Source organism: Pseudomonas sp. PDM13 (assembly GCF_025685765.1).
Taxonomy (GTDB): domain Bacteria; phylum Pseudomonadota; class Gammaproteobacteria; order Pseudomonadales; family Pseudomonadaceae; genus Metapseudomonas; species Metapseudomonas solani.
In genome coordinates, this window is the sequence record NZ_JAOTQU010000019.1 from 121,927 (window position 1) to 143,558 (window position 21,632).

21 protein-coding genes are annotated in these 21,632 nt (G+C 67.5%); 16 read left to right on the forward strand and 5 right to left on the reverse strand.

Annotated elements, in window-relative coordinates:
* Entirely contained in the window at positions 1-624 is a 624-nt protein-coding gene (locus OEJ36_RS19900) for a trimeric intracellular cation channel family protein (protein ID WP_263403036.1), read from the forward strand.
* Between the two features lie 15 nt (positions 625-639).
* Here the strand turns inward: OEJ36_RS19900 and OEJ36_RS19905 are convergent, their stop codons facing one another.
* Together OEJ36_RS19905 and OEJ36_RS19910 are read right to left on the reverse strand one after the other, a co-directional pair.
* The gene (locus OEJ36_RS19905) at positions 640-1,107 is read right to left on the reverse strand and encodes a copper chaperone PCu(A)C (protein ID WP_263403037.1); all 468 of its coding nucleotides are present in this window, start codon (positions 1,105-1,107) and stop codon (positions 640-642) included.
* 59 nt (positions 1,108-1,166) lie between these two features.
* Positions 1,167-2,180 carry a hypothetical protein gene (locus tag OEJ36_RS19910; protein WP_263403038.1) on the reverse strand — a complete coding sequence of 338 codons (1,014 nt, stop codon included), beginning with the start codon at positions 2,178-2,180 and terminating at the stop codon, positions 1,167-1,169.
* 168 nt (positions 2,181-2,348) lie between these two features.
* On the opposite strand from OEJ36_RS19910, the gene OEJ36_RS19915 reads away from it, so the two are divergent.
* Entirely contained in the window at positions 2,349-3,155 is an 807-nt protein-coding gene (locus tag OEJ36_RS19915; RefSeq protein ID WP_263403039.1) for a dienelactone hydrolase family protein, read from the forward strand.
* A 19-nt stretch (positions 3,156-3,174) separates the two neighbouring features.
* Here OEJ36_RS19915 and OEJ36_RS19920 read toward each other — a convergent pair whose 3' ends face one another.
* On the reverse strand, positions 3,175-3,339 hold the full coding sequence (locus OEJ36_RS19920; RefSeq protein ID WP_263403040.1) for a hypothetical protein: 165 nt from the start codon (positions 3,337-3,339) through the stop codon (positions 3,175-3,177).
* 276 nt (positions 3,340-3,615) lie between these two features.
* Between OEJ36_RS19920 and edd the strand changes: the two genes are divergently transcribed.
* The 4 genes from edd (at position 3,616) to OEJ36_RS19940 (ending at position 8,754) form a co-directional block, all read left to right on the forward strand.
* Positions 3,616-5,442, forward strand: a complete 1,827-nt coding sequence (gene edd / locus OEJ36_RS19925; RefSeq protein WP_263403041.1) for a phosphogluconate dehydratase — start codon at positions 3,616-3,618, stop codon at positions 5,440-5,442.
* On the forward strand, positions 5,439-6,398 hold the full coding sequence (locus OEJ36_RS19930; protein WP_263403042.1) for a glucokinase: 960 nt from the start codon (positions 5,439-5,441) through the stop codon (positions 6,396-6,398). Before edd ends, OEJ36_RS19930 begins: the two co-directional genes overlap by 4 nt.
* 189 nt (positions 6,399-6,587) lie before the next feature.
* Positions 6,588-7,319: a response regulator gene (locus OEJ36_RS19935; RefSeq protein ID WP_021222502.1), complete on the forward strand. Its 732-nt coding sequence runs from the start codon at positions 6,588-6,590 to the stop codon at positions 7,317-7,319.
* Between the two features lie 16 nt (positions 7,320-7,335).
* Positions 7,336-8,754 (forward strand): ATP-binding protein, encoded by a 1,419-nt coding sequence (locus tag OEJ36_RS19940; protein ID WP_021222503.1) that lies wholly within the window; start codon positions 7,336-7,338, stop codon positions 8,752-8,754.
* 20 nt (positions 8,755-8,774) lie between these two features.
* On the opposite strand, the gene OEJ36_RS19945 is transcribed toward OEJ36_RS19940, so the two are convergent.
* Positions 8,775-9,728, reverse strand: a complete 954-nt coding sequence (locus OEJ36_RS19945; RefSeq protein WP_263403043.1) for a phytanoyl-CoA dioxygenase family protein — start codon at positions 9,726-9,728, stop codon at positions 8,775-8,777.
* 136 nt (positions 9,729-9,864) lie between these two features.
* Here OEJ36_RS19945 and OEJ36_RS19950 point away from each other — a divergent pair, with 136 nt between their 5' ends.
* From OEJ36_RS19950 to OEJ36_RS19980, 7 genes are all read left to right on the forward strand, one after another.
* The gene (locus OEJ36_RS19950) at positions 9,865-10,761 is read left to right on the forward strand and encodes an AraC family transcriptional regulator (protein ID WP_263403044.1); all 897 of its coding nucleotides are present in this window, start codon (positions 9,865-9,867) and stop codon (positions 10,759-10,761) included.
* Positions 10,762-10,909: 148 nt separating this feature from the next.
* Positions 10,910-12,163: an ABC transporter substrate-binding protein gene (locus OEJ36_RS19955; RefSeq protein ID WP_263403045.1), complete on the forward strand. Its 1,254-nt coding sequence runs from the start codon at positions 10,910-10,912 to the stop codon at positions 12,161-12,163.
* A 145-nt stretch (positions 12,164-12,308) separates the two neighbouring features.
* The gene (locus OEJ36_RS19960; protein ID WP_263403046.1) at positions 12,309-13,217 is read left to right on the forward strand and encodes a carbohydrate ABC transporter permease; all 909 of its coding nucleotides are present in this window, start codon (positions 12,309-12,311) and stop codon (positions 13,215-13,217) included.
* Complete coding sequence (locus tag OEJ36_RS19965) at positions 13,210-14,055, forward strand: carbohydrate ABC transporter permease (RefSeq protein ID WP_263403047.1); 846 nt, start codon at positions 13,210-13,212, stop codon at positions 14,053-14,055. Before OEJ36_RS19960 ends, OEJ36_RS19965 begins: the two co-directional genes overlap by 8 nt.
* A gap of 46 nt (positions 14,056-14,101) precedes the next feature.
* On the forward strand, positions 14,102-15,262 hold the full coding sequence (locus OEJ36_RS19970) for an ABC transporter ATP-binding protein (RefSeq protein WP_021222509.1): 1,161 nt from the start codon (positions 14,102-14,104) through the stop codon (positions 15,260-15,262).
* Positions 15,263-15,345: 83 nt separating this feature from the next.
* Entirely contained in the window at positions 15,346-16,566 is a 1,221-nt protein-coding gene (locus OEJ36_RS19975; protein ID WP_411861036.1) for a maltoporin, read from the forward strand.
* Between the two features lie 22 nt (positions 16,567-16,588).
* The gene (locus OEJ36_RS19980) at positions 16,589-17,485 is read left to right on the forward strand and encodes a D-hexose-6-phosphate mutarotase (protein WP_263403048.1); all 897 of its coding nucleotides are present in this window, start codon (positions 16,589-16,591) and stop codon (positions 17,483-17,485) included.
* Positions 17,486-17,626: 141 nt separating this feature from the next.
* Here the strand turns inward: OEJ36_RS19980 and OEJ36_RS19985 are convergent, their stop codons facing one another.
* Positions 17,627-18,496 (reverse strand): MurR/RpiR family transcriptional regulator, encoded by an 870-nt coding sequence (locus OEJ36_RS19985; RefSeq protein WP_263403049.1) that lies wholly within the window; start codon positions 18,494-18,496, stop codon positions 17,627-17,629.
* A 174-nt stretch (positions 18,497-18,670) separates the two neighbouring features.
* Between OEJ36_RS19985 and zwf the strand changes: the two genes are divergently transcribed.
* The 3 genes from zwf to OEJ36_RS20000 are packed head-to-tail and all read left to right on the forward strand — an operon-like array spanning position 18,671 to position 21,537.
* Complete coding sequence (zwf, locus tag OEJ36_RS19990) at positions 18,671-20,140, forward strand: glucose-6-phosphate dehydrogenase (RefSeq protein ID WP_021222870.1); 1,470 nt, start codon at positions 18,671-18,673, stop codon at positions 20,138-20,140.
* Positions 20,127-20,843, forward strand: a complete 717-nt coding sequence (gene pgl / locus OEJ36_RS19995) for a 6-phosphogluconolactonase (RefSeq protein ID WP_263403050.1) — start codon at positions 20,127-20,129, stop codon at positions 20,841-20,843. Before zwf ends, pgl begins: the two co-directional genes overlap by 14 nt.
* A gap of 16 nt (positions 20,844-20,859) precedes the next feature.
* On the forward strand, positions 20,860-21,537 hold the full coding sequence (locus OEJ36_RS20000) for a bifunctional 4-hydroxy-2-oxoglutarate aldolase/2-dehydro-3-deoxy-phosphogluconate aldolase (RefSeq protein WP_263403051.1): 678 nt from the start codon (positions 20,860-20,862) through the stop codon (positions 21,535-21,537).
* The last annotated feature ends 95 nt before the right edge of the window (positions 21,538-21,632 follow it).

Genomic DNA, 21,632 nt, shown 5'->3' on the forward strand with positions numbered 1-21,632 from the left:
ATGGCCCAGCTCTTCTACCTGGCGGACCTGTTCGGCGTTGCCGTCTTCGCTATCACCGGTGCGCTGATGGCCGGGCGCAAGTCCATGGACCTGTTCGGCGTGCTGGTGATCGCCATCATTACCGCGCTGGGCGGCGGCACCCTGCGGGACGTTATCCTCGGCAACCACCCGGTGAGCTGGATACGCGACGACACCTACATCCTCGTCGCCTCCCTGGCCGCCGTGGGCACCGTGCTCTGGGTGCGGCTGACCCGGCCGATCAACGAAACCGGCCTGCTGGTGGCGGACGCCTTCGGCCTGGCGGTGTTCACCGTCTACGGTACCGAGGTGGCCCTGCAGCACCAGGTGCCGTTCAGCACCGCCATCATCATGGGGGTGATCACCGGTGTTGCCGGCGGCGTGATGCGTGACGTCATCTGCAACGAGATCCCGCTGATCTTCCAGAAGGAGATCTACGCCATCGCCTGTGTCGCCGGCTCCCTGGTGTTCATCGGCCTGTTGCACCTGGGCCTGCCGCGCTGGTTCGATACCAGCGTCGCCATGCTGGTGGTGCTCGGCACGCGCCTGGCGGCGATCCGTTGGGGGCTCTCGCTGCCACGCTTCCACCTGCTGGACCGCGACTGACCTCGCGCCCAGCCGCTACCTGGACTGAGTCGTCGCGGGCCGTTCGGCCCGCACCTCGATCGTCATCTCGCCACCCCGGGCGAAGCGCAGCGTCAGCGGAAAGCGCTCACCATCCTTCAATTCGCCTTTGAGGCCTACCAGGGTCAGGTGGCTGGCCGTCGGCGCCAGCTTCAGCACGCCACCGGGCGGCACGCCGAAGGACGCCAGGGTCATCACCCGGCGCGCCTCGCCGATGCGCACCGTCGTCTGCAAATCCACCCGCCAGGCACGGGGCGTGCTGGCGCCCACCAGCCGATCACCCTGGGCGCCGGTATCGGTGATAGCCAGGGAAACCACCGCAGCGGTGGCATCCCAGTCGGACGGCTGCGCCCGGGCCTCGCCAAGCGACAGCTCGCCCGCCTGGCTGGTGGTGCAGGCCAGCAGCGTCAGCAGGAGCAGCGCGTGGCGTTTCCAGGGCAGTGAGCGAAAGGGAAGAGGGGGCATCGGCAGGGTCCGGCAGGCGGTGGTGGCTGCGCACGATACCACCGCCATGCCCCGGGGCCTCAGGGCGTCGCCGGCAGGGCGACTTCCGAGAACGGTACCGGCATCACCACGGGCGTGCCTTCAGGTAGCGCGGCGCGGGTGCGCTCGACCATGCCCTGTTCGTCCAGCAGGCGGATGGTCTGCGGTCGCTGCGGGTCGTTGCCGAAGAAGTCCTCCCAATGGCCGAGCACCACCAGGCGCGGGCGGCTGACCTTGAGCAGGGCGTCGGGGTAATGCTGCACCTGGTTCCAGGAGCCGACGCAAAGAATCTCCACGTCGATGGTCTTGCCGTCTTCGAGTATCGGCGGGAAGCCATAGGGCGGGGTGCTGGCAGAATCCTGGTAGTGGATGCGGTACACGGGCTTCCCGGCTTCATCCAGCAGGTCCACCAGCCAGGCCAGGGTCTGGCCTTCCTTCCAGTTCCACACCGCAGTCGGCAGCTCCTTCAGGTCCTGGTCATAGCTACCGCGCAGGAAGGTGATCCCGGCGAAATGCGGGGCGTGCATGCTCTGGATCGGCATGGCGCGGAAGCGTCGGTCCCTGGAGTAGAGCCAGGTTCCCGGCTGCGCGGCAGGTCCGGTTTCCCCGGCTTCCTTGACGTTGGCCATGGCCGGCTCGGCGTTGAAGATGCGTTCCGCCGGCAGCGCCGCGCGGAGGATGTGCCCGGCGGTGGCCGAACCGTAGGCGATGGCGTTCGGCGCCTGCTTCTGCATCACCCGGGGCACGTCCAGCAGGTGGTCGTAATGCGCATGGCCGATCAGCAGCATGCTGACGTCATCGGCGGGCGGCATGCGCGCATCGATGGTCGCCTCGTCGGCCTTCACCCGCAGCGGTGGCAGGCCCAGGAAGGACGGGTTGCTGAAGGACGGGGCGATCAGCAGCCCCTCGCCCCGCCATTGCATCAGGTAGCCGCCCACGCCCAGGTATTGCAGCTTCGGTGGCGGTGCGTCGCGCTCGGTGGTCAGCGGCAGGCCGACCGGGTCGCGGGCGCAGCCGGCCAGTGCAAGCAGGAGCAACAGGGCGTATCGGGGCATGCGGATTCCTCCAATGGGCGCGCGAGTATGGAGTCTCGCCGCTGCGCTTTCACCTGTCATAAGGAGGGCGCTACGCGGGTGCGACCCTATCGGCGATTGGCGAATGCCGGGAAAACCGCGACACTGCATGCTTTCCAAGCGCTTCGCTTCACCCAGGGAGAGATAGAAATGCCCAGATTGCCGCTCATTTTCGCCTTGCTGGCCTGTGCGGGTATCGCCCAGGCGGAAATCCGCACCCAGGAGATCCCCTACAAGGCCGCCGACGGCACGGCGCTGGTGGGTTACTACGCCTACGACGACGCCATCGAGGGCAAGCGCCCTGGCGTGGTGGTGGTGCACGAGTGGTGGGGCCTGAACGACTACGCCAAGCGCCGCGCCCGTGACCTCGCCGAGCTGGGCTACAGCGCCCTGGCCATCGACATGTACGGCGAAGGCAAGAACACCGAGCACCCGGCCGACGCGCTGGCCTTCATGCAGGCCGCCCTGAAGGACGCCCCCGCCGCCAAGGCGCGCTTCCTCGCCGGGCTCGACCTGCTCAAGAAGCAGCCGCAAACCGATGCCACCAAGCTCGCCGCCATTGGCTACTGCTTCGGCGGCAAGGTGGTGCTGGACGCGGCGCGCCAAGGCGTGCCCCTGGCCGGCGTGGTCAGCTTCCACGGCGCCCTGGCCACCGCCACCCCGGCCACCAAGGGCAGCGTCAAGGCCAAGGTGCTGGTGGAGCACGGCGGCCAGGACAGCATGGTCACCAAGGCCGATGTCGCCGCCTTCAAGGAGGAGATGGACAAGGCCGAGGCCGACTACCGCTTCGTCCTCCAGGCCAAGGCCAAGCACGGCTTCACCAACCCCGATGCGGATCGCCTCAGCCACGCCGGCCACGGCAGCGAGAAGGGCCCGGATATCGGCTACAGCAAGGTCGCCGATGAAAACTCCTGGGCCGACATGCAAAGCTTCTTCAAGGACCTCTTCCCCCGCTGATACCGGGTTTGCGCCGCCCCTAGCGTGATGGGCGGCGCAGGCGCGGCGTATGCCCCTGGTTGTCGTTGCGCTGGCCGGTGCGGCCCTGGTCGCGGCGCGCTTCCTCTATCAGCGCCTGGTGATCGGCGACTTCCGCCGGTGTCTGTTGCGGGTCGTTCAGGTTGTTGCGCTTGCGCTCTGTCATCGAAGCCTCCTCGCCATGCTCTGTGCGCCCGTGAGCCCGTCGCGGGTGTGTTGGTCATGGCGGTGGAGTACAAGGAGCTGGGGCAGGTTCAACCTATGCTTTGACGGGGCCCCGGCTGGGCGCACCTTCGTCCCGGCCCGGTCCAAAGCAGGACCTGCACGCCGAATCCGATTAATGTTGTTCTAATAACAAAATAGCGCTTATGAAATGGCGTGATTCCGTGATTCTGAGTTATCTTGATGCGATTAAAACAAGATATCGCCTGGAGCCGCTGATATGCATCCCCGCATTATCGAAGTAACCGAACGCCTTATCGCCCGCAGCCGCCCCACCCGCGAGCGCTACCTGGCGATGATCCGCGAGGCCGCCAGCAAGGGCCCGCAGCGCGGCAAGCTGCAGTGCGCCAACTTCGCCCACGGCGTGGCCGGCTGCGGTGGCGAGGACAAGCAGCGCCTGCGCCTGATGGACGCCGCCAACGTCGCCATCGTGACCGCCTACAACGACATGCTCTCCGCCCACCAGCCCTACGAGCACTACCCCGAGCGCATCAAGCAGGCGCTGCGGGAGATCGGCTCCGTGGGCCAGGTCGCCGGCGGGGTGCCGGCCATGTGCGACGGCGTCACCCAGGGTGAGCCGGGCATGGAGCTGGGCATCGCCAGCCGCGAAGTCATCGCCATGTCCACCGCCGTGGCGCTGTCGCACAACATGTTCGATGCGGCGGTGTTCCTCGGCATCTGCGACAAGATCGTCCCCGGCCTGATGATGGGCGCGCTGCGCTTCGGCCACCTGCCCACGCTGTTCATCCCCGCCGGGCCCATGCCCTCGGGGCTGTCGAACAAGGAAAAGGCCGACGTCCGCCAGCGCTATGCCGAAGGCAAGGCCACCCGCGACGAGCTGCTGGAGTCCGAGATGGCCGCGTACCACGCCCCTGGTACCTGCACCTTCTACGGCACCGCCAACACCAACCAGATGCTGATGGAAATGATGGGCCTGCACCTGCCCGGCGCCTCCTTCGTCAACCCCGGCACGCCGCTGCGCGACGCCCTCACCGAAGAGGCGGCGCGCCAGGTCACCCGGCTGACCCAGCAGGCCGGTGGCTTCATGCCCATCGGCGAGCTGATGGATGAACGCGTGCTGGTCAACTCCATCGTCGCCCTGCACGCCACCGGCGGCTCCACCAACCACACCCTGCACATGCCCGCCATCGCCCAGGCCGCCGGCATCCAGCTCACCTGGCAGGACATGGCCGACCTCTCCGAAGTGGTGCCGACCCTGGCCCACGTCTATCCGAACGGCAAGGCCGACATCAACCACTTCCACGCGGCGGGCGGCGTTGCCTTCCTGATGCGCGAGCTGCTCGATGCCGGGCTGATGCACGAAGACGTCAACACAGTCGCCGGCCCCGGCCTGCGTCGTTACACCCAGGAGCCCTTCCTCGAAGACGGCCGCATCGCCTGGCGCGACGGCCCGGCGGCGAGCCTGGACGAAAACATCCTGCGCCCCGTCTCCAATCCGTTCTCGCCGGAAGGCGGGCTGCGGGTGATGGAGGGCAACCTCGGGCGCGGGGTGATGAAGGTGTCCGCTGTCGCGCCGCAGCATCAGGTGGTGGAGGCGCCGGCGCGGGTCTTCCATGACCAGCAGGCCCTTGCCGATGCCTTCGCGGCGGGTGAGCTGGAGCGCGACATGGTGGCGGTGATGCGCTTCCAGGGCCCGCGCTGCAACGGCATGCCCGAGCTGCACAAGATGACCCCCTTCCTCGGCGTATTGCAGGACCGCGGCTTCAAGGTGGCGCTGGTCACCGACGGGCGCATGTCCGGTGCCTCCGGCAAGATCCCGGCGGCCATCCACGTGTGCCCCGAGGCATACGACGGAGGTCCACTGGCGCGCGTGCGCGACGGTGACATCATCCGTGTCGATGGCCAGGCCGGAACCCTGCGGGTGCTGGTGGATGCCGACGAGTTCGCCGCCCGCGAGCTCGCGCCGATCCAGCACAACGCCGAGATCGGCTGTGGCCGCGAGATGTTCGCCTTCATGCGTGCCGCGTTCAGCACGGCGGAGCAGGGGGCGAGCGCCTTTACATCCAGCCTGGAGAGCCTGAAGTGACCTTGGCGCTGGTCGGCGATATCGGAGGTACCAACGCGCGTTTCGCCCTGTGGCGTGACGAGCGGCTGGAGTCGGTCAAGGTCCTGGCGACGGTGGATTTCGCCACCCCGGAACTGGCCATCGAACACTACCTGGCGGGCCTCGGCCTGGCTCCGGGTGTCATCGCCGCCGTCTGCCTGGCCTGCGCCGGGCCGGTGGGGGGCGAGGATTTCCGCTTCACCAACAACCACTGGCGCCTCAATCGCCGCAGCTTCTGCGCAACGCTGAAAGTCGAGCGGCTGCTGCTGATCAACGACTTCTCCGCCATGGCCCTGGGCATGACCCGCCTGCAGCCTGGCGAGCGCATGACCATCTGCGCGGGCGAGGCCGATGCCGAGCGCCCGGCCGTGGTCATCGGTGCCGGCACCGGGCTCGGCGTCGGCACCCTGCTGCCCCTGGGCGAAGGGCGCTGGGCGGCGTTGCCGGGGGAGGGCGGCCATGTCGACCTGCCCATCGGCAGCGCCCGCGAAGCCGAATTGTGGCGCCACCTGCACGAGCGCCAGGGCCATGTCAGCGCCGAGAACATCCTCAGTGGCGGCGGCCTGTTGCAGCTCTACCGCGCCAGCTGCGCCCTCGATGGCGTCGAGCCGCACCTGGACAGCCCGGCCGCCATCACCACGGCGGCCCTGGCCGGTGACAGCGAGGCGAGGGCGGTGCTGGAGCAGTTCTGCGTCTGGCTCGGTCGCGTCGCGGGCAACAACGTGCTGACCCTCGGCGCCCGGGGTGGGGTCTATGTGGTCGGTGGCGTGGTGCCCCGTTTCGCCGACTTCTTCAAGGCCAGTGGCTTCGCCGCTGCCTTCGCCAGCAAGGGCTGCATGAGCGACTACTTCAGCGGCGTGCCGGTGTGGCTGGTCACCGCCGAATACCCGGGCCTGGAAGGCGCAGGCGTGGCCTTGCAGCAAGCGTTGCAGCCCTGAGGCGCAACACAGGAAGCGGACGCATTGCACGTTCCCGGCAGCGCGCCTGATGTAGGGTGGACCACGCTTCACCGGTCCACCGATGGTTATGCATCGACGCCGACAGGTGGATGAAAAGAGCGTCATCCACCCTTCGCCAACGCCCTGCATCCAAATGGACATGACCCATAACAACAAAGGAAGGCCCACGTGAGCCAAGCCGGTAAAACCATCCTCCTGGTCGATGACGACGAGGAAATCCGCGACCTGCTGCACACCTACCTGAGCCGCGCCGGCTTCCAGGTGCGCACCGTGGGCGACGGCGCCGCCTTCCGCCAGGCCATGGGCGAGGTGGCCGCCGACCTGGTCATCCTCGACGTGATGCTGCCCGACGAAGACGGCTTCAGCCTGTGCCGCTGGGTGCGCCAGCACCAGCGCCTGGCCCAGGTGCCGATCATCATGCTCACCGCCAGCTCCGACGAAGCCGACCGGGTGATCGGCCTCGAACTGGGCGCCGACGACTACATCGGCAAGCCCTTCAGCCCCCGCGAGCTGCAGGCGCGCATCAAGGCGCTGCTGCGTCGCGTCGGCTTCGCCCAGGAGCGCGGTGCCGGCGAGGCCCAGGTGCTGGCCTTCGACGAGTGGCGGCTGGACATGGTCAGCCATCGCCTGTTCCACATCGACGGCGAGGAGGTGATCCTCTCCGGCGCCGACTTCGCCTTGCTCAAGCTGTTCCTCGACCGCCCGCAGCAGATCCTCGACCGCGACACCATCGCCAACGCCACCCGGGGCCGCGAGGTAATGCCCCTGGAGCGCATCGTCGACATGGCCGTGAGCCGCCTGCGCCAGCGCCTGCGGGACACCGGCAAGGCGCCGCGGCTGATCCGCACCGTGCGCGGCTCGGGCTACCTGCTGGCGGCCCAGGTCTCGCCCCATGCCTAAGCGCCGCTGGAACCCCATGCCGCGCTCGCTGCTCGGGCGCATGCTGTTCCTCACCCTGCTGGTGGTGCTGATGGCCCAGGCGCTGTCGAGCGTCATCTGGGTCTCGCAGCTGCGCGCCAGCCAGATGGAAGGCCTGCTCACCAGCGCGCGCAGCCTGGCCCACTCCATGGCCGCCAGCGTCGCCTACTTCCGCTCGCTGCCCCTGGGCTACCGGCCACTGGTGCTGGACCAGCTGCGTAGCATGGGCGGCACGCGCTTCTTCGTCTCCCTCAACGACAAACCGCTGGACATGCAGGTGCTGCCCGCCACGCCGCGCAAGGCCGCGGTGCTGGATGTGGTCGACGACGTGCTGCGCGAGCGCCTGGGCAAGCAGGTGGACCTCTCGGTGCAGTTCGTCAGCCCGGACGACCTGCGCATCTTCAACGGCGAGCTCAAGCTCGACGAGCTGCCGCGCTCCTGGGCCCACTACGCCCTGAGCCTGGAGCCGCTCAACCCGCCGGTGCTGGTGACGCAGATCCAGATCGCCCCCAACGAATGGCTCTACCTCGCCTCGCTGATGCCGGCACCCTACGTCAGCCTCGAAGACCAGGGCCTGCCGGCGCAGCAGCTGTGGTTCATCATCCTCACCAGCAGCTTCCTGCTGCTGTTCATCGGCCTGCTGGTGCACTGGCAGAGCCGGCCGCTCAAGCGCCTGGCGGCAGCGGCGCGGGACATGTCCCTGGGCGCCACCGTGGAGCCGCTGGCGGAGGCGGGCGGCAGCGAGGTGGTGGAGGTGAGCCGCGCCTTCAACAGCATGCGCGAGCGCATCAGCCGCTACCTCAGCGAGCGCAGCCAGCTGTTCAGCGCCATCTCCCACGACCTGCGCACCCCCATCACCCGCCTGCGCCTGCGTGTCGAACTGCTGGAAGACGAAGCCCTGCAAGCCAAGTTCGGCCGCGACCTCGATGACCTGGAGCTGCTGGTCAAGGGCGCGCTGCAATGTGTGAAGGACACCGACATCCACGAGAACATCGAGCCGGTGGACCTCAACCACCTGCTGCACTGCCTGGTGGACCCCTACCTGGGCAACGGTCGCGTCACCCTGGAAGGCACCGCGCGCCGGCCCTTCCCGGGCAAGCCCCTGGCGTTGCGACGCTGCATCGGCAACCTGGTGGACAACGCCCTCAAGTACGGCCAGCGTGCCCACCTGCACATCGAGGACGGCCGCGACGCCTTCGTGCTGCACGTGGATGACGAAGGCCCCGGCGTGCCCGAGCAGCGCCTGGAGCAGGTCTTCGAGCCGCACTTCCGTCTCTCCGGCCAGCAGCAGGGCTATGGGCTGGGCCTGGGCATCGCCCGCAACATCGCCCACAGCCACGGCGGCGAGGTCAGCCTGCGCAACCTGCGCGAGGGCGGGCTGCGGGTGACCCTGGAGCTGCCCCGCGTCGCCGACTGAGCACCGCTTGCCACTGCGCATCAGGGCCAGGGCTCCAGCCCCAGCAGGCGGCGCCCGTGTTCGCTGAGTTCCGCGCGGGCGAAGTGGTGGCGTTCGTACTCCCTCGGGTCGCCGGGGAAGGGGTCGCCTAGCGGGTGGGTCTGCTCCGCCCACGTGCGGATGCGCGCCTGGCGCAGGGCCTCGTTGCCAAAATCCGCCGGGAACATCGAAATGTATTGCGCCAGGCGCACGCGATCCTCCGAGCGGTTGGGGCGCACGCCGTGGGCCAGCAGGCTGTTGAAGATCAACAGGTCGCCCTTGTCGAGGCGGATGTTTTCGATGGCGTGCGCGCCGATATCCGGCTTGAAGGGGTTGGCGCCTTCGGGCTGGCGCGACCACCACTGCTCGATCGCTTCGAAGATGCCGGGCACGCACTGGAAGCCGCCGACCTCGTCATCCTGCGGTGCCAGGGACAGCACGCCCTGGGCGGCGATGGGCAGCGGCCGTTGCGATACATCGACGTCGAAGTGGATGAAGCCGTCCTTCTTCCCGGCCGCGCGGGCCGCCTTGTTCGGCGGGTTGAGGTTGGCGCGGTCGATGGCCACCCACAGGTCCTCGCGGTCCCAGATGTCGACGAAGGCATCGTAGATGCGCCGGTTCTGCCGGGTGTCCCACAGGCTCTGGTGGTTGTAGACCTCCACCATCCCGGTGTTGTTGAGCTCGGTCATGCGGTGTTCGCGCAGTTGCGGGCGATACCAGGTGCTCGGGTCGTGCGGGTCCATCTCCTGGAAGCGCCAGAGCATCGCCACCACCGCGTCGGCCTCGGCGGCACTGACCGCGTGGCGCACGATCACGTAGCCCTTGCGGGTCCAGTGCTGCCAGTCGGCCTCGCTCAGCACCCGCAGCGGGCGGCGCTTGTCGATGGCTTGCAGCGGGGTGGTGGCGCTCCCCGCGCCAGGGTGGTTGCCGTACCCGTCGGTGTAGAGGGGCGCCATGTCGTTCTCCTGCGTTGTTGTTATGGGAACGCTTCGCAGGCTACCCAGCGGGGCGGGGCGCCGATGCCGCGGTTAGAGGTGGAAACCGATACTTTTATGGCGTGATTGCGTTCACCGGTTGAGCTATCGTGCCGGCATGCGCGCATTCCTCGAAACCATCACTCCCGACGACGGGGCCTCCTGGGCACTGCTGAACCGGCGCCTGGAGGAGGGCATCCCCTTCGAGTGGCACCACCACCCGGAGTACGAGCTGACCCTTACCCTCAACAGCCGTGGCCATCGCTACATCGGTGACGACATCGAGCCCTACGACGATGGCGACCTGGTGCTGGTCGGCCCCGGGTTGCCCCACAGCTGGTGCTCCCGCGAGCGGATCGACGCGGGGTCGCCCCATGTGGCGCTGGTCATCTGGTTTCACCGCGACTGGGCCAATGGCCTGCTGGCCATGTTCCCCGAGCTGCGTGACATCGGCGTGCTGCTGGCGGGTGCGGAGCAGGGGTTGAGTTTCGGTGCGGCGACCCGCGCCGGCGTGCGCCCGCTGATCGAAGCGATGCCGGAGGCGGAGCCGGGCCGGCGCCTGATGCTGTTGCTGGACGTCCTGTTGCAGCTCTGCCGTGACCCGGATGTGCTGCACCTCGCCAACGCACCGGCCACGCCTGCCGCCATGCCCACGGCCGACCCGCGCATCCAGCGGGTGCTGGACCGGCTGCACCAGGGCTTTGCCGAGCCGCTTTCCATCCCCGAGTTGGCCGAACTCGCCTGCGTCAGCGTCTCGGCTTTCCATCGGATGTTTCGCCGCCACACGCGGATGACCGCCGTGCAATACGTCACGCGGTTGCGCATCGGTCGCGCCTGTTCGCTGCTGATCGCCACCGACCTGGCCGTGGTGCGCATCGCCGAGCAGGTGGGCTATGCCAACCTCTCGCTGTTCAACCGCCAGTTCCTCGCGCTCAAGGCCAGCACCCCGAGGGACTTCCGCCGCCTGCACCGCAAGGCGCCGAACCCGCCCCGGGTGGTGTCGGCGATGGGTTGAACCAACCGGGGCAGTTTCCGTTCTGTGTAACCGAGCTGTGACCTTCGGGCATCCCTTTGTTACCCGGCGTTCCGACCATCCTGTTTAGACTCCTGGCATGCGCAAGCACCGACTTGCACAGCCATAAAAACAAAAAGGTGATCCCCTCATGAATGCGTTCTCTCGCCTGGCCGTTGTCGTATCCCTCGCTTCGCTCTTCCCCCTTTCCGCGCTTGCCGGTGAAGTGGAGGTCCTGCACTGGTGGACCTCCGGTGGCGAAAAACGCGCCGCCGACACCCTCAAGGAACTGGTCGAGAAGAAAGGCCATACCTGGAAAGACTTCGCCGTCGCCGGCGGTGGTGGCGAGGCGGCCATGACCGTGCTGAAGACCCGCGCCGTATCCGGCAACCCGCCGTCCGCCGCGCAGATCAAGGGGCCGGACATCCAGGAGTGGGGCGAACTCGGCCTGCTCACCGAGATGGACAACGTGGCCGAGGAGGGCAAGTGGGACCAACTGCTGCCCAAGCAGGTCGCCGGCATCATGAAATACGAAGACCACTACGTCGCCGTGCCGGTCAACGTGCACCGGGTCAACTGGCTGTGGATCAACCCAGAGGTGTTCAAGAAGGCCGGCGCCACGCCGCCCACCACCCTCGATGAGTTCTTCGTTGCCGCCGACAAGCTCAAGGCCGCCGGCTTCATCCCCGTCGCCCACGGTGGCCAGCCCTGGCAGGACGGCACCACCTTCGAAAACATCGCCCTGAGCATTCTCGGCCCGCAGGACTACCACAAGGCCTTCGTCGAGCTGGATTCGGCGACCCTTTCCGGCGACAAGATGGTCAAGGTGTTCGCCACCCTGCAGAAGCTCCACGGCTACATCGACGCCAACGCCGCCGGCCGCGACTGGAACTCCGCCGCCGCGCTGGTCATCAACGGCAAGGCCGGCATGCAGATCATGGGCGACTGGGCCAAGGGTGAATGGACCGCCGCCGGCAAGGTGGCGGGCAAGGACTACATCTGCGTGCCGTTCCCCGGCACCCAGGGCAGCTTCGACTACAACATCGACTCGCTGACCATGTTCAAGCTCAAGGACGACGCCAACCGCAGCGCCCAGGAAGACCTGGCGCGCATCGTCATGGGCACCGAGTTCCAGACCCTGTTCAGCCAGAACAAGGGCTCCATCCCGGTGCGCCAGGACGTCGACATGAGCGGCTTCGACAGCTGCGCCCAGGCCTCCATGAAGGACTTCAAGGAAGCCGTCGGCAACGGCGGGCTGCAGCCGAGCATGGCGCACCTGATGGCCTCCTCGGGCTACGTCCAGGGCGCGGTGTTCGATGTGGTCACCAACTTCTTCAACTCGCCCTCGGCGGACCCGAAGAAAGCCGCCCAGCAGCTGGCTGCCGCCATCCAGGCCGTGCAGTGACCCCCCCGGGGCCGCGTAAGCGGCCCCTCCCTTACCGACGATTTTCCAGGTGCCGGCAGGCGCCACGGGTTCCTGCTGCCTCGATTTCTCTCTGCTCCCTCCGGGAGAGCGGGCTGTTCGCGTCACCTGTCATACGGAGTGCCCCATGAGCTCAACCGCAGTCTTCGCCAAGGCATCGCCGCTGGATGCGCTGCAACGCTGGCTTCCCAAGCTGGTGCTGGCGCCGAGCATGCTCATCGTGCTGGTCGGCTTCTACGGCTACATCCTCTGGACCTTCCTGCTGTCCTTCACCAACTCGCGCTTCATGCCCAGCTACAAGTGGGTGGGCCTGCAGCAGTACGAGCGCCTGTGGGACAACGACCGCTGGTGGGTCGCCAGCCACAACCTGCTGGTCTATGGCGGGCTGTTCATCACCATCAGCCTGGTGATCGGCGTATTCCTCGCCGTGCTGCTGGACCAGCGCATCCGCCGCGAAGGCTTCATCCGCACCGTCTACCTGTACCCCATGGCGCTGTCGATGATCGTCACCGGCACCGCCTGGAAGTGGCTGCTCAACCCCGGCCTGGGGCTGGACAAGCTGCTGCGTGACTGGGGCTGGGAAGGCTTCCGCCTCGACTGGCTGGTGGACCCGGACCGCGTCGTCTACTGCCTGGTGATCGCCGCCGTGTGGCAATCCTCCGGCTTCGTCATGGCGCTGTTCCTCGCCGGCCTGCGCGGGGTCGACCAATCCATCGTCCGCGCCGCCCAGGTGGACGGTGCCAGCCTGCCCACCATCTACCTGCGCATCGTCCTGCCGAGCCTGCGCCCGGTGTTCTTCAGCGCGCTGATGATCCTCGCCCACATCGCCATCAAGAGCTTCGACCTGGTGGCGGCGATGACCGCCGGCGGCCCCGGCTACTCCTCCGACCTGCCGGCGATGTTCATGTACGCCAGCACCTTCACCCGTGGGCAGATGGGCCTCGGCGCGGCCAGCGCCATGCTCATGCTCGGCGCCGTGCTGGCGATCATCGTGCCCTACCTGTATTCCGAACTGAGGAACAAGCGCCATGACTAGCCTGGCCGGAAAACCCCCGTTCAGCCTCAGCCGCCTGGCCATCCACGCGACCCTGATCTTCGCCTGCGCCCTCTACCTGGTGCCGCTGGTGGTGATGCTGCTGACCAGCTTCAAGACCCCCGACGACATCCGCACCGGCAACCTGCTGTCGCTGCCGGACGTGTTCACCCTGATCGGCTGGACCAAGGCCTGGACCCAGGTCGGCGGCTACTTCTGGAACTCGGTGATGATCACCGTGCCGGCGGTGCTGATCTCCACGCTGCTCGGTGCGCTCAACGGCTACGTGCTGTCCATGTGGCGCTTCCGTGGCTCGCAGCTGTTCTTCGGCGCGCTGCTGTTCGGCTGCTTCCTGCCGTTCCAGGTGGTGCTGCTGCCGGCGTCCTTCACCCTCGGCCAGTTCGGCCTGGCCAACACCACCGCCGGCCTGGTGCTGGTGCACGTGGTCTACGGCCTGGCCTTCACCACGCTGTTCTTCCGCAACTTCTACGTCAGCATCCCCGACGCCCTGGTGCGTGCGGCGCGGCTCGACGGTGCGGGGTTCTTCACCATCTTCGGGCGCATCCTGCTGCCCATGTCGGTGCCCACCGTCATGGTCTGCCTGATCTGGCAGTTCACCCAGATCTGGAACGACTTCCTCTTCGGCGTGGTGTTCGCCAGCGGCGACAGCCAGCCCATCACCGTGGCCCTCAACAACCTGGTCAACACCAGCACCGGGGCCAAGGAATACAACGTCGACATGGCCGCCGCGATGATCGCCGGCCTGCCGACCCTGCTCGTCTACGTGTTCGCCGGCAAGTACTTCCTCCGGGGTTTGACCGCCGGCGCGGTCAAGGGCTGAACGCCGCTGCGCGTGCCCGCGACGCTACTCATTTGTGGAGATTGATATGGCAACCCTCGAACTGCGCAACGTCAACAAACGCTACGGCAGCGGCCTGGCCGACACCCTCAGGGACATCGAGCTGTCCATCGACTCGGGCGAATTCCTGATCCTCGTCGGCCCCTCCGGCTGCGGCAAATCCACCCTGATGAACTGCATCGCCGGGCTGGAAGACATCACCGGTGGCGCCATACTCGTCGACGGCGCCGACATCAGCGGCATGAGCCCCAAGGACCGGGACATCGCCATGGTGTTCCAGTCCTACGCCCTGTACCCGACCATGAGCGTGCGCCAGAACATCGCCTTCGGCCTGAAGATCCGCAAGCTGCCTGCCGCCGAGATCGAAGCCGAAGTCAGCCGCGTAGCCAAGCTGCTGCAGATCGAGCACCTGCTCGAGCGCAAGCCCGGCCAGCTCTCCGGCGGCCAGCAGCAGCGCGTGGCCATGGGCCGGGCCCTGGCACGACGGCCGAAGATCTACCTGTTCGACGAGCCGCTCTCCAACCTCGACGCCAAGCTGCGGGTGGAGATGCGCACCGAAATCAAGCTGATGCACCAGCGCCTCAAGACCACCACCGTCTACGTTACCCACGACCAGATCGAAGCCATGACCCTGGGCGACAAGGTGGCGGTGATGAAGGACGGCGTCATCCAGCAGTTCGGCACCCCGCAGCAGATCTACAACGACCCGGCCAACCTCTTCGTCGCCGGCTTCATGGGCTCGCCGCCGATGAACTTCATCCCCCTGCGCCTGCAGCGCCGCGACGGCCAGCTGTGGGCCCTGCTGGACAGCGGCCAGGCCCGCTGCGAGCTGCCCCTGGGCGAGCTGGGGGAGGGCATCGAAGGGCGCGAGGTGATCCTCGGCGTGCGCCCCGAGCAGATCCTCGCCAGCGCGCCGGCCGACGCCAGCCTGCCGAGCATCCGCGCCGAAATCGAAGTCACCGAACCCACCGGCCCCGACACCCTGGTGTTCACCAGCCTCAACCAGACCAAGGTCTGCTGCCGCCTGGCGCCGGACGCCGCGCCGCAGATAGGTGAAACCCTCTCGCTGTATTTCGATCCCAGCAAGGTATTGCTCTTCGACGCGCAGAGCGGTGAACGGCTGGGTGGGCTGGGAAAGTCACGAACCGTTGAGCGCGCGGGCAATGTCGCGCAGTTCAAGGGGCGTTGAAAGGAAGGCCGCCCCGGCTGCCATCCGAGCCCAGGGACGGCCCTGATATCCAAGGCAATACAACAATAAAAACTGGAGTGGATATGAACGTGAAGAAGAGTTGGTGGATGCTGCCCTGCGCCATGCTGGCGATGCCCGGAGCGGCCAATGCACTGGAATTTACCGGCTACATGCGCAGTGGCGCCGGCAGCTCCACCGACGGCGGCACCCAGTCGTGCTTCCAGCTGCCGGGGGCGCAGTCCAAGTACCGCCTCGGCAACGAATGCGAGCAGTACATCGAGCTGGACCTGCGCCAGGACGTGTTCAAGCTCGACGACGGCTCGGTGATCAGCCTCGAAGGCATGGCCCAGCTGTACAACCAGTACGGCCATACGCCCAAGTTCACCGGCGACTACGGCTTCGCGCGGATGAACCAGATGTACGCCGAGTGGAGCAACATGCCCGCGCTCAATGGCGGCTCCTTCTGGGCGGGCCGTCGTTTCTACAAGCGTAACGACATCCACATCTCCGACTTCTACTACTGGAACCAGAGCGCCACCGGCTTCGGCTTCGACGAAGTGGCCATCGGCGACCTGAAGTACAGCTACGTCTTCTCGCGCAAGGACAACTACGACCAGAAGCCCTACATCAACCGCCACGACTTCAACGTCGGCGGCTTCCAGACCAACCCCGGCGGCGAGATGGAAGTGGGCTTCAGCTACATCGACAAGCCCGACAGCACCGACTCCCACAGTGGCTGGGCGGTGACCGCGCAGCACAAGCAGAAGCCCTTCGCCGGCGGCGCCAACACCTTCGCCCTGCAGTACGGCCGCGGCCCGGGCACCGGCCTGGGCTACACCGGCGACCCGACCCTGGACAACAGCGCCTCCAGCTGGCGCGCCGTGGAGTTCTTCGACTGGCAGATCACCCCGCGCTTCGGTGGCCAGTTCGAGGTCGTCTACCAGAAGGACAAGCGCCCCGACGGCGCCGACCAGAACTGGCTGTCGGTGGGCGTGCGCCCGGTCTACGCCATCACCGAGCAGTTCAAGCTGGTCACCGAGCTGGGTCGCGACCAGGTGGAAGCCCCCGGCGGCACCCGCAAACTGACCAAGTTCACCATCGCGCCCACCTGGTCGCCCGCCGGCCCGGGCTTCTGGGAGCGCCCGGAAATCCGCCTCTACTACACCTACGCCAGCTGGAACGAAGCGGCGCAGCGTTCGGCCAGCCTGCTGGCGGCCGGCTCGGCGCTCTCCGACACCGGCGCCTACGGCACCGACCTGCACGGCTCCAACGTCGGCGTGCAGATCGAGTACTGGTGGAAGTGAGCCTGCGCGGCGCGGCCCTGCGATGAGTCGTGGCGAACCGCGCCGCCATGGCCTGGAACTGGCGAACGAGCCCGTGGAGCATCCGCTCGCGGGGCTCTTCGTCCCCGGTGTGCGCCAGGTCTTCCGCTGGGGCAGCGAGCAGGGGCGCGAGATGCTGCTGATCGACCACCCGCGCTGCCGCGCCATCTTCGCCCGCCAGGGCGGCCAGCTGCTGCATTTCCAGCCGCGCGGCGAACGCCCGCTGCTCTGGTGCGCCGCGCGCTGGCCCAGGCTCGGCGCCATACGCGGCGGCGTGCCGGTGTGCTGGCCCTGGTTCGGTCGCCACCCGCAGGAAAGCGGCTGGCCCCATCACGGCTGGGCACGCCTCACCGACTGGCGCCTGCAGGAGCGCGAAAGCTCCGACGCCGGCGTACGCCTGCGCTGGCGCCTGGCCCTGCACGACTGGGAGGTGGAGCTGCAGGCGGAGCTGGGCGATGAGCTGGCGCTGACCCTGACCACCCGCCATGGCGACCAGGAGCCCTGCGTGCTCAGCCAGGCGCTGCACGCCTATTGGAGCATCAGTGATATCGCCCGGGTCGCCGTGCTGGGGCTGGAGGGCGCCAGCGGACAGGACCTGCTCAGCCGCCAGCGCTTCACCCAGCAGGGCGAGCTGCGCCCGGTGGAAGGCTGTCATCGCATCTTCGATCACGCCGGCCCGCTGCACCTGCAGGACGCCGGCTGGCAGCGCCGCGTGCGCATCGACACCGGCGGTTCACCCAATACCGTGGTCTGGCACCCCGGCAGCCGCCCGCTCAGCGATGTCAGCTGGAAGGAAGGCCTCGGCTTCGCCTGCATCGAAGCCGCCGCCTGCGGCACCGGCAGCCAGATCCTCGCGCCCGGAGAAGAAGCGCGCATCCAGCTCAAGGCGCGGGTGGAATGAATCCCCAAGGTAGCCCGGGCTTCAGCCCGGGAGCGGGGCTGGGACATTCCCTGTAGGAGCGAATTTATTCGCGAACGCGCCATCCCCCGACCACCGGCCCCGAATCAATCCCGCAACCATGGGTCTGCCCTTGAAAGGGGTTCAGCCCGGCTCTTCATCCGTGGGATAGCGGCTGGCGTTGAGGCTCTCCTTGATCTTGCGCAGGTGCGGCTGGAAGTCGACGCCGCGGCGCAGGGTCACGCCGGTGGCCAGCACATCGAGCACGGTGAGCTGGATGATGCGCGAGGTCATCGGCATGTAGATGTCGGTGTCCTCCGGCAGCGGGATGTCCAGGCTCAGGGTGCTGGCGCGGGCCAGTGGCGAGCCGGCGGCGGTCAGGCCCAGCACCGAGGCGCCGTTCTGCCGCGCCAGGCGCGCCACTTCCACCAGTTCGCGGGTGCGGCCGGTGTAGGAAATGATCACGAACAGGTCGCCGGTGTGGGCCACCGAAGCCAGCATGCGCTGCATCAGCACATCGGCATGGGCCGACACGGCGAGGTTGAAGCGGAAGAACTTGTGCTGGGCGTCCAGGGCCACCGGTGCCGAGGCGCCCAGGCCGAAGAAGTGGATCTGCCGGGCTTGGATCAGCAAGTCCACGGCGCGGCTGATCAACTGCGGGTCGAGGGCGTTGCAGGCGCTGTCCAGGGAGGCGATGGCGCTGCCGAAGATCTTGCGCGTGTAGGCCTCGGGGCCGTCGTCCGCCTCTACCGCGCGGCTGACGTAGGCGGCGCCGCTGGCCAGGCTTTGCGCCAGCTGCATCTTCAGCTCCGGGTAACCGTTGACGCCGAAGGAGCGGCAGAAGCGGTTCACCGTCGGCTCGCTGACGCTGGCGGCCTGGGCGAGGGCGGCGATGCTGAAGCGCGTCGCCTGCTGCGGGTCCTGGAGAATGACTTCGGCGACCTTGCGTTCGGCCTTGTTGAGGTCTTCGAGTCGTCCCTGGATCTGCTCCAGAAGATTGCGTACGCGGTCCATGTAGGTTCCTTGCAAGGGGCCTGCAAAATCGGTGGCCTATCGTAATGAGGGGCACCGGCCAGAGCCAGAGGTAACAGGAGGGTGACAAAATGTTGTTTTTATTACTACATTTATTCTTGATATGGCCATTCTCACCGTGTATTTCTAGTTCAACCTCGTAAAAGAACAATCATTATGGCTTCCTTATCCGTAGAACCCTGCACCTTCGCCCTGTTCGGCGCCCTCGGCGACCTGGCCTTGCGCAAGCTGTTCCCGGCGCTCTACCAACTGGACCGCGCCGGCCTGCTGCATGGCGACACGCGCATCCTCGCCCTGGCCCGCGAAAGCGAGGAGGGCGGCGCCCGCCTGGCGTCCATCGAAGAACACCTGCGTGGCTACGTGCCGGAGCGGGAGATCGACGCGGCCGTGCTGCAGCGCTTCATGGCGCGGCTGAGCTACCTGCCCATGGACTTCCTCCACGCCGAGGGCTACCAGGTGCTGGCCGAGCGCGTCGGCCCCGAGGAGCGACTGATCGCCTACTTCGCCACGCCGGCTTCGGTCTATGGCGCCATCTGCGAGGGCCTGGCCCGTGTCGAGCGCGCCCGTCACACCCGCGTGGTGCTGGAGAAGCCCATCGGCCACGACCTGGAATCCTCGCGCCGGGTCAACGACGCGGTGGCCGTGCATTTCCCCGAGAACCGCATCTACCGGATCGACCACTACCTGGGCAAGGAGACGGTGCAGAACCTCATCGCCCTGCGCTTCGCCAACAGCCTGTTCGAAACCCAGTGGAACCAGCACCACATCTCCCACGTGGAAATCACCGTGGCCGAGCAGGTGGGCATCGAGGGGCGCTGGGGCTACTTCGACGAAGCCGGCCAGCTGCGCGACATGATCCAGAACCACCTGCTGCAGCTGCTCTGCCTGATCGCCATGGACCCGCCCAGCGACCTTTCCGCCGACAGCATCCGTGACGAGAAGGTCAAGGTGCTCAAGGCCCTGGCGCCCATCACCGCCGCCCAGGTGGCGCAGCAGGTGGTGCGCGGCCAGTACATCGCCGGCAGCACCCAGGGCCGCCCGGTGCCGGGCTACCTGGAAGAAGAGAACTCCAACACCCAGAGCGACACCGAAACCTTCGTCGCCCTGCGTGCCGACATCCGCAACTGGCGCTGGAACGGCGTGCCCTTCTACCTGCGCACCGGCAAGCGCATGCCGCAGAAGCTGTCGCAGATCGTCATCCACTTCAAGGAGCCGCCGCACTACATCTTCGCCCCCGAGCAGCGCCCGCTGATCAGCAACCGGCTGATCATCCGCCTGCAGCCCGACGAAGGCATCTCCCTGCAGGTGATGACCAAGGACCAGGGCCTGGACAAGGGCATGCAGCTGCGCAGCGGCCCGCTGCAACTGAGCTTCTCCGACACCTACCGCAGCGCGCGGATCCCCGATGCCTACGAACGCCTCCTGCTGGAGGTGATGCAGGGCAACCAGAACCTCTTCGTGCGCAAGGATGAAATCGAGTACGCCTGGCAATGGTGCGACCAGCTGATCGACGGCTGGAAGCAACTGGGCGACTCCCCCAAACCCTACGCGGCCGGCACCTGGGGGCCGGTCGCATCCATCGCATTGATCACCCGTGACGGCAGGAGCTGGTATGGCGATCTGTAATCTCGACCTGCCCACGCAGGTCACCGGGGTCAGCCTCGGCAGCCCCGAACAACTGGCCGGCGAACTGGCCCTGCACGTGGCCGGCGCCCTGCGCTCGGCCATCGAATCCCACGGCGTGGCCTCCCTGGTGGTTTCCGGCGGGCGCAGCCCCATCGCCTTCCTCGAGCGGTTGTCCGCCCAGGAGCTGGACTGGTCCCGCGTCGCCGTCAGCCTCGCCGACGAGCGCTGGGTGCCGGTGGGCCACGCCGACAGCAACGAAGGCCTGGTGCGCCGCCACCTGCTGCAAGGCCCGGCGGCCAAGGCGCGCTTCATCGGTCTCTACCATTCCGCCGCCAGCCTGGACGAGGCGGCGCGCCTGGCAGATGCCGCGCTCGCCGAGCTGCCGCAGCCCATCGACGTCCTGGTGCTGGGCATGGGCGAGGACGGTCACACCGCCTCGCTGTTCCCCAAGAGCCCCGGCCTGGACGACGCCTTGAGCCACTCGTGCGCCCGGCGCTGCGTGCCCATGCAGGCGCCGAGCGTGCCGCGCCAGCGCCTGTCCATGCCGTTGCCGCTGCTGGCTGGCGCGCGCCTCACGCTGCTGGCGGTGCAGGGGCAGGGCAAGCTCGACACCCTGGCCACCGCGCTGGCCGGTGAAGACGTGGCGGCCATGCCGATCCGCGCCTTCCTCCACCAGCCCCTCGAGATCTACTGGTGCCCTTGAGCCCGAAGGACCTGTCATGACCGCGAATTCCTCCCCAGCGCGCAACGTGCCGAGCATGGCCGAGAAGGTCGAGATGATCGACCGCCTCTGCGCCGAAGCGCGCATCCTCCCGGTGATCACCATCGAGCGCGAGGAACACATCCTGCCCCTGGCCAACGCCCTGGCCGCCGGCGGCCTGCGCGCCCTGGAAATCACCCTGCGTTCCGAGCACGGCCTCACCGCCATCCGCCTGCTGCGCGAGCAGCGCCCGGACCTGCTGATCGGCGCCGGCACCGTGCTGGATGAACACATGCTCGCCGACGCCGAAGCCGCCGGCGCGCAGTTCATCGTCACCCCCGGCTGCACCGCCGAGCTGCTCGACGCCGGTCGCGAAAGCCCGCTGCCGCTGCTGCCCGGTGTCGGCAGCGCCTCGGAAATCATGCTCGGCCACGCCCGCGGCTACCGGCGCTTCAAGCTGTTCCCCGCGGAAGTGGTGGGCGGCGCGGCGGCCCTCAAGGCCTTTGCCGGGCCCTTCCCGGGCATCCGTTTCTGCCCCACGGGCGGCGTCAAGCCGGACAACGTGCGTAACTACATGGCCCTGCCCAACGTCATGTGCGTAGGTGGTACCTGGATGATGGACAGCGCCTGGGTGCGCGCCGGCGACTGGGCGCGCATCGAAGCTGCTACAGCCGAAGCCTTGAAGCTGCTGGAATAAGGGCAGCCGGAAGATGCAAGCCGCCCGCGCGGGAGCGCTGGCGGTGCAAGGAAGAGTCAGATCGCCGCGTCATCACTGCCATTCACGCTGCCCCG

What these genes read in the sequence shown, in the direction of transcription:
- OEJ36_RS20000 (WP_263403051.1), top strand. Translation starts at nt 20,860, where the DNA reads ATGACCGCGAATTCCTCCCCAGCGCGCAACGTGCCGAGCATGGCCGAG.
- OEJ36_RS19915 (WP_263403039.1), top strand. Translation starts at nt 2,349, where the DNA reads ATGCCCAGATTGCCGCTCATTTTCGCCTTGCTGGCCTGTGCGGGTATC.
- pgl (WP_263403050.1), top strand. Translation starts at nt 20,127, where the DNA reads ATGGCGATCTGTAATCTCGACCTGCCCACGCAGGTCACCGGGGTCAGC.
- OEJ36_RS19940 (WP_021222503.1), top strand. Translation starts at nt 7,336, where the DNA reads ATGCCGCGCTCGCTGCTCGGGCGCATGCTGTTCCTCACCCTGCTGGTG.
- OEJ36_RS19975 (WP_411861036.1), top strand. Translation starts at nt 15,346, where the DNA reads ATGAACGTGAAGAAGAGTTGGTGGATGCTGCCCTGCGCCATGCTGGCG.
- OEJ36_RS19910 (WP_263403038.1), bottom strand. Translation starts at nt 2,180, where the DNA reads ATGCCCCGATACGCCCTGTTGCTCCTGCTTGCACTGGCCGGCTGCGCC.
- OEJ36_RS19900 (WP_263403036.1), top strand. Translation starts at nt 1, where the DNA reads ATGGCCCAGCTCTTCTACCTGGCGGACCTGTTCGGCGTTGCCGTCTTC.
- OEJ36_RS19905 (WP_263403037.1), bottom strand. Translation starts at nt 1,107, where the DNA reads ATGCCCCCTCTTCCCTTTCGCTCACTGCCCTGGAAACGCCACGCGCTG.
- edd (WP_263403041.1), top strand. Translation starts at nt 3,616, where the DNA reads ATGCATCCCCGCATTATCGAAGTAACCGAACGCCTTATCGCCCGCAGC.
- OEJ36_RS19980 (WP_263403048.1), top strand. Translation starts at nt 16,589, where the DNA reads ATGAGTCGTGGCGAACCGCGCCGCCATGGCCTGGAACTGGCGAACGAG.
- OEJ36_RS19970 (WP_021222509.1), top strand. Translation starts at nt 14,102, where the DNA reads ATGGCAACCCTCGAACTGCGCAACGTCAACAAACGCTACGGCAGCGGC.
- OEJ36_RS19955 (WP_263403045.1), top strand. Translation starts at nt 10,910, where the DNA reads ATGAATGCGTTCTCTCGCCTGGCCGTTGTCGTATCCCTCGCTTCGCTC.
- OEJ36_RS19950 (WP_263403044.1), top strand. Translation starts at nt 9,865, where the DNA reads ATGCGCGCATTCCTCGAAACCATCACTCCCGACGACGGGGCCTCCTGG.
- OEJ36_RS19985 (WP_263403049.1), bottom strand. Translation starts at nt 18,496, where the DNA reads ATGGACCGCGTACGCAATCTTCTGGAGCAGATCCAGGGACGACTCGAA.
- OEJ36_RS19965 (WP_263403047.1), top strand. Translation starts at nt 13,210, where the DNA reads ATGACTAGCCTGGCCGGAAAACCCCCGTTCAGCCTCAGCCGCCTGGCC.
- OEJ36_RS19945 (WP_263403043.1), bottom strand. Translation starts at nt 9,728, where the DNA reads ATGGCGCCCCTCTACACCGACGGGTACGGCAACCACCCTGGCGCGGGG.
- zwf (WP_021222870.1), top strand. Translation starts at nt 18,671, where the DNA reads ATGGCTTCCTTATCCGTAGAACCCTGCACCTTCGCCCTGTTCGGCGCC.
- OEJ36_RS19920 (WP_263403040.1), bottom strand. Translation starts at nt 3,339, where the DNA reads ATGACAGAGCGCAAGCGCAACAACCTGAACGACCCGCAACAGACACCG.
- OEJ36_RS19960 (WP_263403046.1), top strand. Translation starts at nt 12,309, where the DNA reads ATGAGCTCAACCGCAGTCTTCGCCAAGGCATCGCCGCTGGATGCGCTG.